This is a genomic window from Leclercia sp. GHBNCSD (assembly GCF_055805075.1).
Genome location: NZ_JBQVYO010000001.1, coordinates 1,095,754 through 1,110,374, shown reverse-complemented (window position 1 = coordinate 1,110,374; position 14,621 = coordinate 1,095,754). Strand labels below are relative to the sequence as shown.

At 60.4% G+C, this 14,621-nt stretch carries 9 protein-coding genes; 8 read left to right on the top strand and 1 reads right to left on the bottom strand.

The genetic code is table 11. The features are described 5' to 3' along the window. Window positions 1–2 precede the first annotated feature (2 nt). The 6 genes from hrpB to fhuB all read left to right on the top strand — a co-directional run bounded on the left by hrpB (window position 3) and on the right by fhuB (window position 11,268). The gene (gene hrpB / locus ACT3IC_RS05515; RefSeq protein ID WP_473476614.1) at window positions 3–2,432 is read left to right on the top strand and encodes an ATP-dependent helicase HrpB; all 2,430 of its coding nucleotides are present in this window, start codon (window positions 3–5) and stop codon (window positions 2,430–2,432) included. Between the two features lie 112 nt (window positions 2,433–2,544). Next, window positions 2,545–5,064, top strand: a complete 2,520-nt coding sequence (gene mrcB / locus ACT3IC_RS05510; RefSeq protein WP_473476611.1) for a bifunctional glycosyl transferase/transpeptidase — start codon at window positions 2,545–2,547, stop codon at window positions 5,062–5,064. Window positions 5,065–5,300: 236 nt separating this feature from the next. After that, window positions 5,301–7,550: a ferrichrome porin FhuA gene (gene fhuA / locus ACT3IC_RS05505; protein WP_103178319.1), complete on the top strand. Its 2,250-nt coding sequence runs from the start codon at window positions 5,301–5,303 to the stop codon at window positions 7,548–7,550. A gap of 54 nt (window positions 7,551–7,604) precedes the next feature. Beyond that, window positions 7,605–8,402 carry a Fe3+-hydroxamate ABC transporter ATP-binding protein FhuC gene (gene fhuC / locus ACT3IC_RS05500; protein WP_103823288.1) on the top strand — a complete coding sequence of 266 codons (798 nt, stop codon included), beginning with the start codon at window positions 7,605–7,607 and terminating at the stop codon, window positions 8,400–8,402. Beyond that, the gene (gene fhuD, locus ACT3IC_RS05495) at window positions 8,402–9,289 is read left to right on the top strand and encodes a Fe(3+)-hydroxamate ABC transporter substrate-binding protein FhuD (protein WP_409201130.1); all 888 of its coding nucleotides are present in this window, start codon (window positions 8,402–8,404) and stop codon (window positions 9,287–9,289) included. Before fhuC ends, fhuD begins: the two co-directional genes overlap by 1 nt. Then, window positions 9,286–11,268, top strand: a complete 1,983-nt coding sequence (gene fhuB / locus ACT3IC_RS05490) for a Fe(3+)-hydroxamate ABC transporter permease FhuB (RefSeq protein WP_473476608.1) — start codon at window positions 9,286–9,288, stop codon at window positions 11,266–11,268. Before fhuD ends, fhuB begins: the two co-directional genes overlap by 4 nt. 94 nt (window positions 11,269–11,362) lie before the next feature. On the opposite strand, the gene hemL is transcribed toward fhuB, so the two are convergent. Further along, window positions 11,363–12,643, bottom strand: a complete 1,281-nt coding sequence (hemL, locus tag ACT3IC_RS05485; protein WP_156653932.1) for a glutamate-1-semialdehyde 2,1-aminomutase — start codon at window positions 12,641–12,643, stop codon at window positions 11,363–11,365. 177 nt (window positions 12,644–12,820) lie between these two features. Here hemL and clcA point away from each other — a divergent pair, with 177 nt between their 5' ends. Both clcA and erpA read left to right on the top strand, forming a co-directional pair. Continuing rightward, window positions 12,821–14,197 carry a H(+)/Cl(-) exchange transporter ClcA gene (gene clcA / locus ACT3IC_RS05480; RefSeq protein ID WP_103178324.1) on the top strand — a complete coding sequence of 459 codons (1,377 nt, stop codon included), beginning with the start codon at window positions 12,821–12,823 and terminating at the stop codon, window positions 14,195–14,197. A 79-nt stretch (window positions 14,198–14,276) separates the two neighbouring features. Beyond that, window positions 14,277–14,621, top strand: a complete 345-nt coding sequence (gene erpA, locus ACT3IC_RS05475) for an iron-sulfur cluster insertion protein ErpA (RefSeq protein WP_039030319.1) — start codon at window positions 14,277–14,279, stop codon at window positions 14,619–14,621.

Sequence of the window (14,621 nt, the reverse complement as noted above, 5' to 3'; positions counted from 1 at the left end):
TCGTGTCCTTGTTGCCGGTCGCCGCTGTCCTTCCCGATCTCCTTCACGCCTTACAACATGCCCCCCAGGTGCTGCTGAACGCGCCAACCGGTGCGGGCAAATCGACCTGGCTGCCGCTGCAGATCCTGGCGCAGGGGGCGATCAACGGCAAAATCATCCTGCTCGAACCGCGCAGGCTCGCGGCCCGCAACGTGGCGCAGCGCCTGGCGGAGCTGCTGGGGGAAAAGCCCGGCGAGACGGTCGGCTACCGGATGCGCGCCGAAACCTGCGTGGGGGCCAACACCCGGCTGGAGGTGGTCACCGAGGGGATCCTCACCCGGATGCTGCAGCAGGATCCCGAGCTTAACGGCACAGGGCTGGTGATCCTTGATGAGTTCCACGAGCGCAGCCTGCAGGCGGATCTGGCGCTGGCGCTGCTGCTGGATGTCCAGCAGGGACTGCGGGACGATCTCAAACTGCTGATCATGTCCGCGACCCTGGACAACGAGCGGCTCCAGCGCCTGCTGCCGGAGGCGCCCACCATCGTGTCTGAGGGCCGTACTTTTCCGGTGGAGCGGCGCTATAAGTCGCTCTCCACCCATCTGCGTTTCGACGAAGCGGTGGCGGTCGCCACCGCCGAGCTGCTGCGCCAGGAGCCGGGCTCGCTGCTGTTGTTCTTACCCGGCGTGATTGAGATCCAGCGGGTACAGGAGCAGCTGTCACGTCGCGTAAGTGATGACGTGGTGCTCTGCCCGCTGTATGGCGCGCTGCCGCTGGCCGAGCAGCGTAAAGCGATCCTGCCAGCCCCGCCAGGGCAGCGCAAAGTGGTGCTGGCGACCAATATTGCCGAAACCAGCCTGACCATCGAGGGCATCCGGCTGGTGGTGGACTCCGCCCAGGAGCGGGTGGCGAATTTCGACCCGCGCACCGGCCTGACCCGCCTGCTGACCCAGCGCGTGAGCCAGGCTTCCATGACCCAGCGCGCCGGGCGCGCCGGGCGACTGGAGCCGGGAATCTGCCTGCATCTTACGCCGTTTGAGCAGGCAGAACGCGCCGCGGCGCAGGGCACGCCCGAAATTATGCAAAGCGATCTCAGCGGCCTGCTGATGGAACTGTTGCAGTGGGGCTGCCGGGAACCCTCGCAATTAAACTGGCTGGATCTGCCGCCTGCGACTAACCTTGCGGCGGCCCGGCGCTTATTAACGCAGCTTGGGGCGCTGGCGGGAGAGAAGCTCACCGCCTTTGGTCAGAAGATGGCGAAGTCTGGCAACGATCCGCGGCTGGCGGCCATGCTGGCCAGCGCGACGGATGACGACGATATTGCGACGGCGGCAAAGCTGGCCGCTATCCTTGAACAGCCGCCGCGTGGCACCAGTAGCGATCTGGCTCAGGCCTTCTCCCGCAATCAGCCGGAGTGGCAGCAGCGTGCCCGGCAGTTGAGTGCGCGCCTGAACAGCCGGGGCGGGGCGCCGGAGAGCGACCGGGTGCCCGTGCTGCTGGCGAAGGCGTTTCCCGACCGGATCGCCCGCCGCCGTGGGCTTGATGGACGCTATCAACTGGCAAATGGCATGGGCGCGATGCTACAGAGCGACGACGCCATGACCCGCCACGAGTGGCTGATTGCCCCGCTACTGTTGCAGGGCAGCCAGTCGCCGGATGCCCGTATTCTGCAGGCTATAGCAGTGGATATTGATACTCTGATCGCCGCTTCTCCGGGCCTGGTGGAACAGTCTGACACCGTGGAGTGGGATGAAGCGCAGGGCACGCTGAAGGCGCTGCGGCGTTCGCAGATTGGCCGCCTGACGGTGAGCGTTAAGCCGCTGGCAAAGCCCTCGGAAGAGGAGCTGCATCAGGCGATGCTTAACGGCATCCGCGATAAAGGGCTCAGCGTGCTGAACTGGACCCCGGAGGCGGAGCAGTACCGGCTTCGCCTGCACTGCGCGGCGCAGTGGCTGCCGGAGTACGCGTGGCCCGCGGTAGACGAAGCCTCGCTGCTGGCAAATCTGGAAAACTGGTTACTGCCGCAAATGAGTGGCGTACACTCCCTGCGCGCGCTAAAAGCGCTGGATGTTAAGGCGGCATTACAGAACTTAACCGACTGGTCGTTACGCCAACGTCTGGATACCGAGCTTCCAGGGCATTACACTGTGCCCACCGGCAGCCGGATAGCCATTCGTTATCATGAAGATAATCCTCCGGCGCTGGCGGTACGCATGCAGGAGATGTTTGGCGAGGCGACCACGCCTGCCATTGCGCAGGGGCGGGTGCCGCTGGTGCTGGAGCTGTTGTCACCGGCCCAGCGTCCGCTGCAGATCACCCGGGATTTGGGTGCATTCTGGGCTGGCAGCTACCGCGAGGTGCAAAAAGAGATGAAAGGGCGTTATCCCAAACATGTCTGGCCGGACGACCCGGCAAATACCGCGCCGACCCGGCGCACGAAGAAGTATTCGTAGCGCCACCCGGCAATACCCTCTGAGAGGGTAAATTTGAGAGATTTCTTCTTCCTCCATCAGGGGGAAGACCAGAGAATCGGGCCTTTGCGCCTGATAGTTGCGGAGAGAAAGCATGGCGGGGAATGACCGCGAGCCAATTGGACGTAAAGGAAGACCTGCCCGTCCGGCAAAAGAAAAGGCAGGCCGTCGACGCCTCAGAGATGAAGAGTACGACGATGTTGATAATGAGTATGACGATGACGCACCTGCGCCACGTAAAGGAAAAGGCAAAAAAGGTAAACCTCGTGGCAAGCGCGGCTGGTTCTGGCTGCTGCTGAAGCTGTTTATTGTTTTCCTCATCCTGCTGGCGATCTATGGCGTCTATCTGGATCAAAAGATCCGCAGCCGCATTGACGGCAAAGTCTGGCAGCTGCCGGCGGCGGTCTATGGCCGGATGGTTAACCTTGAGCCGGATATGTCCATCAGCAAGAATGAGATGGTCAAGCTGCTGGAGGCGACCCAGTACCGCCAGGTGACGAAGATGACCCGTCCCGGCGAGTTTACGGTGCAGGCGAAGAGCATTGAGATGATCCGCCGTCCGTTTGACTTCCCGGACAGTAAAGAGGGGCAGGTGCGCGCGCGTCTGACCTTCGACGGCGATCATCTGGAAACCATTGAGAACATGGAGAACAACCGTCAGTTCGGTTTCTTCCGTCTCGATCCGCGGCTGATCACCATGCTCTCCTCGCCAAACGGCGAGCAGCGCCTGTTTGTGGCGCGTAATGGCTTCCCGGATCTGCTGGTGGATACCCTGCTGGCGACCGAGGACCGTCACTTCTATGAGCACGATGGCGTCAGCCTCTACTCCATCGGTCGTGCGGTGCTGGCGAACCTCACCGCAGGACGCACGGTGCAGGGGGCAAGTACCCTGACCCAGCAGCTGGTGAAGAACCTGTTCCTCTCCAGCGAACGCTCCTACTGGCGTAAGGCCAACGAAGCCTACATGGCCGTGCTGATGGATGCGCGCTACAGCAAAGACCGCATTCTTGAGCTCTATATGAACGAGGTCTATCTCGGTCAGAGCGGCGACAATGAAATTCGCGGCTTCCCGCTGGCGAGCCTCTACTACTTTGGCCGTCCGGTGGAAGAGCTGAGCCTCGACCAGCAGGCGTTGCTGGTGGGCATGGTTAAGGGTGCCTCCATCTACAACCCGTGGCGTAACCCGAAACTGGCTCTGGAGCGGCGTAATCTGGTGCTGCGTCTGCTGCAACAGCAGCAGGTGATCGACCAGGAGCTGTATGACATGCTCAGCGCACGTCCGTTGGGCGTACAGCCGCGCGGCGGCGTCATCTCCCCGCAGCCTGCATTTATGCAGATGGTGCGTCAGGAGCTGCAGGCCAAACTGGGCGATAAAGTTAAAGATCTCTCCGGCGTGAAGATCTTCACCACCTTTGACTCCGTGGCGCAGGATGCCGCAGAGAAGGCGGCGGTAGAAGGCATTCCGGCGCTGAAAAAACAGCGCAAGCTGAACGATCTGGAGACCGCGATGGTGGTAGTCGATCGCACCACCGGCGAAGTGCGGGCGATGGTCGGCGGGGCAGAGCCGCAGTTTGCGGGCTATAACCGCGCCATGCAGGCACGCCGTTCGATCGGCTCTCTGGCTAAACCGGCGACCTATCTCACCGCTTTGAGCCAGCCGAACCAGTATCGTCTCAACACCTGGATCGCCGATGCCCCGATTGCCCTGCGCCAGCCGAATGGCCAGGTCTGGTCGCCGCAGAACGACGATAAGCAGTACAGCGGCCAGGTGATGCTGGTGGACGCCCTGACGCGTTCCATGAACGTGCCGACGGTTAACCTTGGGATGGCGCTTGGCCTGCCAGCAGTCACCGATACCTGGCTAAAACTGGGCGTGCCGAAAGATCAGCTGCATCCGGTTCCGGCCATGCTGCTGGGGGCCCTGAACCTGACGCCAATTGAAGTGGCGCAGGCGTTCCAGACCATCGCCAGCGGCGGGAACCGTGCTCCGCTCTCTGCGCTGCGTTCAGTGATTGCCGAAGACGGCACCCCGCTGTACCAGAGCTTCCCGCAGGCTGAGCGTGCCGTACCGGCGCAGGCTGCCTATATGACCCTCTGGACCATGCAGCAGGTTGTGCAGCGCGGTACCGGGCGTCAGCTGGGGGCGAAGTACCCTGGCCTGCACCTGGCGGGTAAAACCGGGACCACCAACAACAACGTCGACACCTGGTTTGCGGGTATCGACGGACGTGAAGTGGTGATCACCTGGGTAGGGCGCGATAACAACCAGCCAACCAAGCTGTATGGCGCCAGCGGGGCGATGTCTATCTACCAGCGCTATCTGGCTAACCAGTCGCCAGTGCCGTTAACCCTGACGCCACCGGAAGATATCGTCGATATGGGCGTGGATGAGTCGGGCAACTTTGTGTGTGGCGGCGGGATGCGTCGCCTGCCGGTCTGGACCAGCAACCCGGACTCCCTGTGTCAGCAGGCTGCCCCGGAACCATCGGGTAATCCGTTTGACCAGTCTTCACAGCCGCAGTCGCAGCCGCAACAACAGCAGCCGCAGCAGCAGCCCGAGAAGAAGGAGAGCGACGGTGTCGCGGGCTGGATCAAGGATATGTTCGGCGGTTAACTCACCACTATTCCCTCTCCTGCGGGAGAGGGAATTTTCACCTCAATTAAACATCCCTCCAACACTCAAATCTCCATTTATTAACCCTCTATTTTCCATTGTTTAATTCTTATACCCTCATTTCCTGTAGGGGCGCATATCACTTGCTATGCCGTGAATGTTTCGCATAATATGCTGCGGTCATAATAATAATTCTCGTTTACGTTATCATTCACGCTTTCATCAGAGATATACCAATGGCGCTTTCAAAAACTGCTCAGCCAATGCAATCTTCACTGCGTAAAATCGCAGTTGTTGTAGCCACAGCGGTTAGCGGCATGTCTGCTTACGCTCACGCTGCCGAAACCCCTAAAAAAGAAGAAACCATCACCGTCACCGCAGCGCCTGCTCCGCAGGAGAGCGCCTGGGGACCAGCGGCGACCATTGCGGCACGCCAGTCCGCTACCGGCACCAAGACGGATACCTCCATTGAGAAGGTGCCGCAGTCGATTTCCGTGGTGACCGCGGAAGAGATGGCGCTGCACCAGCCGCGCTCGGTGAAAGAAGCACTGAGCTATACGCCAGGGGTGGCAGTCGGTACGCGTGGCGCGTCCAATACTTACGATTACCTGATTATTCGTGGCTTTGCTGCCGATGGCCAAAGCCAGAACAACTACCTCGACGGCATGAAGATGCAGGGCAACTTCTATAACGACGCGGTAATTGACCCTTATATGATCGAGCGCGCGGAAGTGATGCGCGGCCCGACCTCCGTTCTCTACGGCAAAAGCAGCCCGGGAGGTTTGCTGAATATGGTCAGCAAGCGTCCACTGACCGAGCCGCTGAAAGAGGTGCAGTTTAAGGTCGGGACGGATAGTCTGTTCCAGACCGGGTTTGACTTCAGCGATGCGCTGGACGACGACGGGGTTTACTCTTATCGCCTGACCGGTCTGGCGCGTTCTAACAACGCCCAGCAGGAGCGTGCGGAAGAGCAGCGTTACACCATTGCGCCATCCTTCTCCTGGCGTCCGTCTGATAAAACCAACTTCACCTTCCTCTCCTATTTCCAGAACGAACCGGAGACCGGTTACTACGGTTGGTTGCCGAAAGAGGGCACGGTTGATCCATTGCCAAACGGCGATCGCCTGCCGACCGACTTCAACGAAGGGGCGAAAAACAATACCTACTCCCGTAACCAGAAGATGGTCGGGTATAGCTTCGATCACGAATTCAACGACACCTTCACCGTGCGTCAGAACCTGCGTTTTGCCGAGAATAAAACCTCGCAGAACAGCGTCTATGGTTACGGCGTCTGCTCCGATGCGGCGAACAGTGGCAACGCCCTCTGTAACGCGTTATCACCTGCGGACAAAGGCCATTACCTGGCGCGTAAATATGTGGTTGACGACGAGAAGCTGCAAAACTTCACCGTTGATACCCAGCTGCAGAGCAAATTCGCCACCGGCGACGTTGACCATATCCTCCTGACCGGCGTTGACTATATGCGTATGCGTAACGATATCAACGCCTGGTTTGGCTATGACGCTTCCGTTCCGCTGCTGGATCTCTACAACCCGGTGTACAGCGATTTCGATTTCGACTCAAAAAACCCGGCGAACTCCGGTCCGTATCAGATCCTGAACAAGCAGCAGCAGACCGGTCTCTACGTGCAGGATCAGGCGCAGTGGAACAAGGTGCTGGTCACCCTGGGTGGCCGTTACGACTGGGCAGAGCAGGATTCGTTTAACCGCGTCGCGGGCACCACCGCATCACGTGATGACAACCAGTTCACCTGGCGCGGCGGGGTGAACTACCTGTTCGATAACGGCGTGACGCCATACTTCAGCTACAGCGAATCTTTCGAGCCCTCTTCCCAGACCGACGCGCAGGGTAAGCCGTTTGCGCCTTCTAAAGGCAAGCAGTACGAAGTGGGCGTGAAGTACGTGCCGAGCGATCGTCCGATCGTTCTGACCGGGGCCCTGTATCAACTGACCAAAACCAACAACCTGATGGCCGATCCTGCGGGCTCGTTCTTCTCGGTTGAAGGCGGCGAGATCCGCGCCCGCGGCGTGGAGATCGAAGCCAAAGCAGCGCTGTCTGCCAGCGTGAACGTGGTGGGGTCTTACACCTACACCGACGTGGAGTACACCACCGACACCAACTACAAAGGCAACACCCCGGCGCAGGTGCCTGAGCATATGGCTTCCCTGTGGGGGGATTACACCTTCTATGATGGCGCACTCTCTGGCCTGACCCTGGGCACCGGCGGTCGCTTCTCCAGCTCCAGCTATGGCGATCCGGCGAACTCCTTTAAGGTGGGCAGTTACGCAGTGATGGATGCGCTGGTGCGCTACGATCTGGCGCGCTTTGGCATGGCGGGCTCGAACGTGGCGCTGCACGTGAACAACCTGCTGGATCGTGAATACGTCGCCAGCTGCTTCAACACCTATGGCTGCTTCTGGGGAGCAGAACGCCAGGTTGTTGCGACTGCGACCTTCCGCTTCTAACCTTTAAATTTGGGCACGTTTTTCGTGCCCTTTTCTTTACTTAAGTTGGCTGACATGCAGGAAAACAACCCGCAATCCGATACCACTTTTGCACTCGATGGCGTCTCCTTTCGCGTTCCCGGACGCACGCTGCTGCATCCCCTTTCGCTGACCTTCCCCGCAGGCCAGGTGACCGGCCTTATCGGCCATAACGGCTCCGGCAAATCCACCTTACTGAAAATGCTCGGCCGCCATCAGCCGCCGTCTGAGGGCGATATCCTGCTGGATGGACAGCCGCTGGAGAGCTGGAACAGCAAGGCCTTTGCCCGCAAGGTGGCCTATCTGCCGCAGCAACTGCCGCAGGCGGAAGGGATGACCGTCCGCGAGCTGGTGGCGATTGGCCGTTATCCCTGGCATGGCGCGCTGGGGCGTTTTGGCGTGGCCGACCGCGAGAAAGTGGAAGAGGCGATTGCGCTGGTGGGGTTAAAACCGCTGGCCCATCGTCTGGTGGATAGCCTCTCCGGCGGCGAACGCCAGCGGGCCTGGATCGCCATGCTGGTGGCGCAGGATAGCCGTTGTTTACTGCTGGATGAGCCGACATCGGCCCTCGATATCGCCCATCAGGTGGATGTGCTGGCGCTGGTGCATCGCTTAAGCCAGCAGCGCGGGCTGACGGTGATTGCGGTGCTGCACGACATCAACATGGCGGCGCGTTACTGCGATTACCTGGTGGCGCTGCGCGGCGGGGAGATGATCGCCCAGGGCACGCCTGCCGAGCTGATGCGCAGCGAGACGCTGGAAAACATTTACGGCATTCCTATGGGTATTCTGCCGCATCCTGCGGGAGCGGCACCGGTGAGCTTTGTCTACTGATGCCTGATTTTATGATTAGCCGTCGCCGCCTGCTGACGGCCATGGCCCTCTCGCCGCTGCTGTGGAAAATGAACACGGCGCAGGCTGCCGCAATCGATCCGCAGCGCATTGTGGCCCTGGAGTGGCTCCCCGTTGAGCTGCTGCTGGCGCTCGGCGTGACCCCTTACGGCGTGGCCGATATTCCTAACTACACCCTGTGGGTGAACGAGCCCCGGCTGCCAGAGTCGGTTATCGACATCGGCCTGCGTACCGAGCCCAACCTCGAACTGCTCACCCAGATGAAACCCTCGTACCTGGTCTGGTCGGCCGGGTATGGCCCGTCAGAAGAGAAGCTGGCGCGCATTGCGCCGGGGCGGGGTTTTGCCTTTAGCGACGGGAAAAAGCCGCTGGCTAACGCCCGCAAATCGTTAACCGAGATGGCGCAGCTTCTGAATCTGGAGAGTGCGGCCCGCCAGCATCTCGACCATTTCGACAGCGTGATTGACAGTTTCAAACCGCGCTTCGCCGGTCGTGGAGATCGCCCGCTACTGATGGTGACGCTGCTCGATGCCCGTCATATGCTGGTGTTTGGCAATAACTGCCTGTTCCAGGAAGTGCTGGATCGCTATGGGATTAAAAACGCCTGGGAAGGGGAGATGACCTTCTGGGGGAGTACCGCCGTCGGCATCGACCGTCTGGCGGCGTTTAAGGATGTGGATGTGCTCTGCTTCGATCACGGCAATGAACGGGAAATGCAGACCCTAATGGCGACGCCGCTGTGGCAGGCGATGCCGTTTGTCCGCCAGCAGCGCGTGAAGCGCGTTCCCGCGGTGTGGTTCTACGGCGCGACGCTGTCGGCAATGCACTTTGCCCGCGTGCTGGATAGCGCCCTGGGAGGCCAGGCATGAGGTCACGGATTGCCCTTTTCCCGGCGCTGTTTATGGCGCTGCTGCTGACCGTTGCGCTGGGCTTAACCTGGTGGAACCTGAGCATTGCGCTGCCGCGCAGCGAGTGGGGCAGCGCGCTGGCCGCCCCGGATATCGACAATATTCAACAGATGCTGTTCCACTACAGCCTGCTGCCGCGGCTGGCGATCTCGCTGCTGGTGGGGGCCGGGCTTGGGCTGGTGGGCGTACTGTTCCAGCAGGTGCTGCGTAACCCGCTCGCCGAGCCAACCACTCTGGGGGTGGCAACCGGTGCCCAGCTGGGGATGACCATCATCACCCTGTGGGCGCTACCGGGCGTACTGGCGGCGCAGTTCGCCGCGCTGGTGGGCGCTTGCGTCGTCGGGGCGATTGTCTTTGGCGTGGCCTGGGGTAAACGCCTCTCGCCGGTCACCCTGATCCTGGCAGGCCTGGTGGTGAGCCTTTACTGCGGCGCGGTTAACCAACTGCTGGTGATTTTCCATCACGACCAGCTGCAAAGCATGTTCCTCTGGAGCACCGGGACGCTGACGCAAACCGACTGGAGCATCGTCCAACGCCTGTGGCCGCAGCTGCTCGGCGGCGTGGTGCTGACTCTGCTGCTGCTGCGCCCGCTTACCCTGATGGGGCTGGATGATGGCGTGGCGCGTAACCTCGGGCTGGCGCTCTCTCTGGCGCGTCTGGCAGCGCTGACGCTGGCGATTGTTATCAGTGCTCTGCTGGTGAATGCCGTGGGCATCATCGGCTTTATCGGCCTGTTCGCGCCGCTGCTGGCGAAAATGCTGGGGGCGCGACGCTTGCTCTCCCGACTGATACTGGCCTCGCTGATTGGGGCGCTGATCCTCTGGCTCTCTGACCAGGTGATCCTCTGGCTGACGCGGGTGTGGATGGAGGTCTCCACCGGTTCTGTAACCGCCCTGATCGGCGCGCCGCTGCTGCTGTGGCTGCTGCCGCGTCTGCGCAGCATGAGCGCCCCGGCGATGAACGCGGGCGATAAAGTGCAGGCCGAGCGCCACCACGTGGTGTGGTTTGCCCTGGCAGGCGGCGCGGTACTGCTGCTGGCGGTGATAGCGGCGATGGCGTTTGGCCGGGATGCGCAGGGATGGCACTGGGCGAGCGGAGCGATGCTTGACGAACTGTTGCCGTGGCGCGCGCCGCGTATTTTTGCCGCCCTGATGGCCGGGGTGATGCTGGCGGTGGCGGGTTGCATTATTCAGCGTCTTACCGGTAATCCGATGGCGAGCCCGGAAGTGCTGGGGATCAGCTCCGGTGCGGCGTTCGGCGTGGTGCTGATGCTCTTCTTTGTACCGGGTAATGCCTTCGGCTGGCTGATGCCTGCGGGTAGCCTTGGTGCCGCAGCGACGCTGCTGATTATCCTGGTCTCTGCCGGGCGCGGCGGCTTCTCGCCGCACCGGATGCTGCTGGCGGGGATGGCGCTGAGCACCGCCTTCACCATGCTGCTGATGATGCTGCAGGCCAGCGGCGATCCGCGTATGGCGCAGATCCTGACCTGGATTTCCGGCTCAACCTATAATGCGACGACCGAACAGGTTATGAGCACCGGGATAGCAATGCTCCTCCTGCTGGCGCTGGTGCCGCTCTGCCGTCGCTGGCTGACGGTGCTGCCGCTGGGTGGCGACACGGCCCGTTCGGTGGGCATGGCGTTGAACCGCTCGCGAATCGGCCTGCTGCTGCTGGCGGCAGCGCTGACGGCGACGGCGACCCTGACGATTGGCCCGCTGAGTTTTATCGGGCTGATGGCGCCGCACATCGCGCGGATGATGGGCTTCCGTCGGACGATGCCGCACATTGTGATGTCGGCGTTAATCGGAGGGATACTGCTGGTGTTCGCCGACTGGTGCGGCCGGATGGTGCTGTTCCCGTATCAGATCCCGGCGGGGCTGCTCTCCACCTTTATCGGTGCGCCGTACTTTATCTATCTGCTGCGCAAGCAGAGCCGGTAAAAAAATGCCGGGTGGCGGTTTCGCCTTACCCGGCCTACGGTTCGAGGGTTTTGTAGGCCGGGTAAGCGTTAGCGCCACCCGGCAAACAACATCATCAGAGCTTCGCAAACACCCGGCGCGCCGCCTCGATGGTTTTGTTGATGTCCTCTTCGCTGTGCGCAACCGACATAAAGCCCGCCTCAAACGCCGACGGCGCCAGGTAAACGCCCTCGTCCAGCATCAGATGGAAGAAGCGCTTGAAGCGCTCAACGTCGCACTGCACCACATCCTGATAGCAGGTGACGGTTTTAGCCGTGGTGAAGAAGAGGCCGAACATGCCGCCCACGTGGTTTACCACCAGCGGAATACCCGCATCTTCCGCCGCGTCCAGCAGACCGTTTGCCAGTTGGGTAGTGCGATCGGTCAGGGTGGTGTGGATCCCCGGCTGGGCCACTTCGGTCAGACAGGCGAAACCGGCGGCCATGGCAATTGGGTTCCCGGAGAGGGTGCCCGCCTGGTAGACCGGACCGGTTGGGGCCAGCGCATCCATCACCTCTTTGCGACCGCCGAAGGCGCCCACCGGCATGCCGCCGCCGATGATTTTGCCCAGACAGGTGAGATCCGGCACCACGTCGTAATAAGACTGGGCGCCCGCCAGCGCCACGCGGAAGCCGGTCATCACTTCGTCGATAATCAGCAGCGCGCCGAACTCGTCACACAGCGCACGCAGGCCCTGCAGGAAGCCCGGCTGCGGTGGAATGCAGTTCATGTTGCCCGCCACCGGCTCAACGATGATGCAGGCGATCTCCTGCGGATACTGTTCAAAGGCGGCACGCACCGAATCGAGATCGTTATAGGTACAGGTCAGGGTGTGCTTCGCGAAATCCGCCGGCACGCCTGGAGAGTTCGGCTGGCCGAGGGTCAGGGCGCCGGAACCGGCTTTCACCAGCAGACAGTCGGCATGACCGTGGTAGCAACCTTCAAATTTGATGATTTTGTCACGGCCGGTAAAGCCACGGGCCAGACGGATGGCGCTCATGGTCGCTTCGGTACCGGAGTTCACCATGCGCACCATATCCATGGTCGGGACCAGTTCAGTCACCAGCGCCGCCATTTTGACTTCCATCTCGGTTGGCGCGCCGAAACTTAAACCGCGCTCCGCCGCTTCGATGACCGCGTTACGGATAGCCGGGTGGTTATGTCCCAGTACCATCGGGCCCCATGAGCCGACATAGTCGATATAGGCTTTGCCATCCACATCATACAGATAGGCGCCATCGGCACGTTCAATAAACAGCGGTGTACCGCCCACGCCGGTAAAGGCACGGACCGGGGAGTTAACACCGCCAGGGATTAGCTCGCGGGCAGCGCTGTAAAGCGTTTCAGACTTACTCATGGCGTGATTCCTGGCTCGTATAAAATGGTTAAGCGCACTATTCTAAGTGATTCGTGGAAGGTTATGAAATTTTTACCCTGGTAATGCATTAACAATTGTTAAGCAATTTTCAGGAGACGGCTGGACGGTCTCTGGTAAAATCCCTGCGGCGATTTGTATGACGAAACTTAACAGGCAATGAAATCAGATTCCCCCTCATTTGAAGAACAACAATTTGCGCGTGCGCAACATCGTATCAGCATCCGTCGGCTGCTCAACCGCGACAAGACGCCGCTGGCAATTTTGCTGGGCGCAGCCGTTGTCGGCACGCTGGCAGGGCTGGTGGGCGTCGCGTTTGAAAGGGCCGTTAATGGCGTGCTGAACTGGCGCATTGGCACCGTTGCGGGTTATGCCGATCGTGAAGGGGTAGTCTGGATCCTGGCGTTCGGCTTATCTGCCCTGCTTGCGATGGTCGGTTATTTTCTGGTGCGTAAATTCGCCCCGGAAGCGGGCGGCTCGGGGATCCCTGAGATAGAAGGGGCGCTCGAAGAGCTGCGTCCGGTCCGCTGGTGGCGTGTACTGCCCGTTAAGTTTATCGGCGGAATGGGGACGCTTGGAGCGGGGATGGTGCTCGGACGGGAAGGGCCGACCGTACAGCTGGGCGGTAATGTTGGCCGTATGGTCAGCGATCTGTTCAGAATGCGCAGCGCTGAAGCACGCCATACGTTGCTGGCAACCGGTGCCGCCGCGGGGCTTTCCGCTGCGTTTAATGCCCCGCTGGCGGGGATCCTCTTTATCATTGAAGAGATGCGCGCCCAGTTTCGCTATAACCTGATCTCGATTAAAGCGGTCTTTACCGGCGTGATTATGTCGAGCATTGTCTTTCGGCTTTTCAATGGCGAAGGGGCGGTCATTGAGGTCGGTAAGTTGACCAACGCCCCGGTCAATACGCTCTGGCTCTATCTGATCCTCGGCATGATTTTTGGCATTGTTGGCCCGCTGTTTAATGCCCTTATTATTCGCGCTCAGGATATGTTCCAGCGGATCCACGGCGGCAATACAACCCGATGGGTGCTGGTGGGTGGCCTGCTGGGGGGCGTGTGCGGAGTGCTGGGCTTTATCGAACCCAACGCGGCTGGGGGTGGCTTTGGGCTGATCCCTATTGCGGCTGCGGGTAACTTCAGCATTGGCCTGCTGCTGTTTATGTTTATCTCGCGGGTCATCACCACCGTACTCTGCTTCTCTTCCGGTGCCCCTGGCGGCATTTTTGCCCCGATGCTGGCGTTGGGTACGTTGCTGGGTACGGCCTTTGGCATGGCCGCCGCCGCAGGCTTCCCGGCGTATCATCTTGAGGCCGGTACCTTTGCCATCGCCGGAATGGGGGCGCTGCTGGCGGCATCGTTGCGCGCGCCGCTGACCGGCATTGTGCTGGTGCTGGAGATGACCGACAATTACCAGCTCATTTTGCCAATGATCATTACCTGCCTGGGGGCCACACTATTAGCCCAGTTCCTCGGCGGACAACCGCTATACTCCACCATTCTTGCCCGTACCCTGGCGAAGCAGAATACTTGAATGAATTACCAGGGTATTAGATAATGACAACAAGAATTGGGTGATTTTTACCCACTAGCAGTATTCATGGGAGCATAAGATGAGTGATGACGTAGCGCTGCCGTTGCAGTTTACCGAAGCAGCAGCCAAAAAAGTAAAAGACCTGATTTCCGATGAAGACAACCCGGAGCTGAAATTGCGTGTATACATTACTGGCGGCGGCTGCAGCGGCTTCCAGTATGGCTTCACCTTTGACGATCAGGTTAACGATGGCGACATGACCATTGAGAAGCAGGGCGTCGCGCTGGTCGTAGACCCGATGAGCCTGCAGTATCTGGTCGGTGGTTCTGTTGACTACACCGAAGGTCTGGAAGGTTCACGCTTTGTGGTAACCAACCCGAACGCAACCAGCACCTGCGGGTGTGGTTCTTCGTTCAGCATCTGA